This window comes from Methylobacterium sp. E-046, from assembly GCF_022829625.1.
GTDB classification, from domain to species: domain Bacteria; phylum Pseudomonadota; class Alphaproteobacteria; order Rhizobiales; family Beijerinckiaceae; genus Methylobacterium; species Methylobacterium longum.
On sequence record NZ_JAKSYP010000057.1, the window covers coordinates 1 to 1,900 of the forward strand.

Sequence of the window (1,900 nt, forward strand, 5' to 3'; positions counted from 1 at the left end):
GACCGTGTCCCGAATCCTGCGGCGTTGCGCGGTCTTCCGGAGTCGGAGCTTCCGGCCGTTGCGGAGGCGGTTCGGGCCGAGATGATCGACGCGGTGTCGATCACGGGCGGCCATCTCGGCTCGGGGCTGGGGGTGGTCGAGCTGACGGTGGCGCTGCACCACGTGTTCGACACCCCCGACGACCGCATCGTCTGGGACGTCGGCCACCAGTGCTACCCGCACAAGATCCTCACGGAGCGGCGCGACCGGATCCGGACCCTGCGCCAGGGCGGCGGTCTGTCGGGCTTCACCAAGCGGAGCGAGAGCGTCTACGATCCCTTCGGCGCCGCCCACTCGTCGACGTCGATCTCGGCGGCGCTGGGCATGGCGGTCGCCCGCGACCTCGACAACGCCGCGGCCCGGCAGACCGGCCGCGCGCAGAAGCGCCGCAACGCCATCGCGGTGATCGGCGACGGCTCGATGTCGGCCGGCATGGCCTACGAGGCGCTCAACAACGCCGGCGCCCTGCACTCGCGGCTGATCGTGATCCTCAACGACAACGACATGTCGATCGCCCCGCCGGTGGGCGCGATGTCGGCCTACCTGGCGCGGCTGGCCTCGGGGGGGGCGTACCAGTCCCTGCGCGAGACCGCCAAGCAGCTCGGCAAGCTCCTGCCCAAGGCGCTCTACCAGCGCGCGGCCGCGGCCGAAGAGTATGCCCGCTCGCTGGTGGTGGGCGGCGGCACGATGTTCGAGGAGATGGGCTTCCACTACGTCGGCCCCGTGGACGGGCACAACCTCGACCACCTGCTGCCGGTGCTCAAGAACGTGCGCGACGCCGAGCACGGCCCGATCCTGCTGCACGTGGTCACCCGCAAGGGCAAGGGCTACGCGCCGGCCGAGGCGAGTGCCGACCGCTACCACGGGGTGGTCAAGTTCGACGTGGTCTCGGGGGTGCAGGCCAAGGCGAAGCCGAACGCGCCGGCCTACACGCGGGTGTTCGGCGAGAGCCTGATCAAGGCGGCGGATGCCGACGAGAGGGTGGTGGCGATCACCGCGGCGATGCCGGGGGGCACCGGCATCGACCTGTTCGGCAAGGCGCATCCGGACCGGACCTTCGACGTGGGCATCGCCGAGCAGCACGCGGTGACGTTTGCGGGGGGGCTGGCCACCGAGGGGTACCGGCCGTTCGTGGCGATCTACTCGACGTTCCTGCAGCGGGCCTACGACCAGGTGGTGCACGACGTGGCGCTGCAGAACCTGCCGGTGCGGTTCTGCATGGACCGGGCCGGTCTGGTCGGCGCGGACGGGGCGACGCATGCCGGGGCGTTCGACCTGGCGTATCTGTGCTGCCTGCCGAACATGACCGTGATGGCGGCCGCCGACGAGGCGGAGCTGGTGCACATGGTGGCGACCGCCCACGTCCACGACTCGGGTCCGATCGCCCTGCGCTACCCGCGCGGCGAGGGCGTCGGCCTCGAGCTGCCGGAGCGGGGCGAGGCCCTGCCGATCGGCAAGGGCCGGGTCGTGCGCCGGGACGCGGAAGCGCGGGTGGCGGTGCTGTCCCTGGGCACGCGCCTGTCCGAGGCCCTGAAGGCGGCGGACCTGCTGGCCGAGCAGGGCGTGGCGGTGACGGTGGCGGATGCGCGCTTTGCCAAGCCGCTGGACGAGGCGCTGATCCTGGAGCTGGCGCGCGAGCACGAGGTGCTGATCACGATCGAGGAGGGCTCGCGGGGCGGGTTCGGCGCGATGGTCCTGCATCTTCTGGCCGAGCGGGGCGCGCTGGATGCGGGGCGCGTGCGGGTGCGGACGATGACGCTGCCGGACGCCTACCAGGATCACGACAGCCCCGAGAAGATGTACGCCGAGGCCGGCCTCGACGCCGACAGCATCGTCAAAACCGCCCTCACCGCACTGCCGG

General features: G+C 71.8%; 1 protein-coding gene. It reads left to right on the plus strand.

Translation table 11 applies throughout. The features are described 5' to 3' along the window. Positions 1-24: 24 nt before the first annotated feature. On the plus strand, positions 25-1,900 hold a 1,876-nt coding region (gene dxs / locus MKK82_RS03310; RefSeq protein WP_238294244.1), incomplete at its 3' end, for a 1-deoxy-D-xylulose-5-phosphate synthase.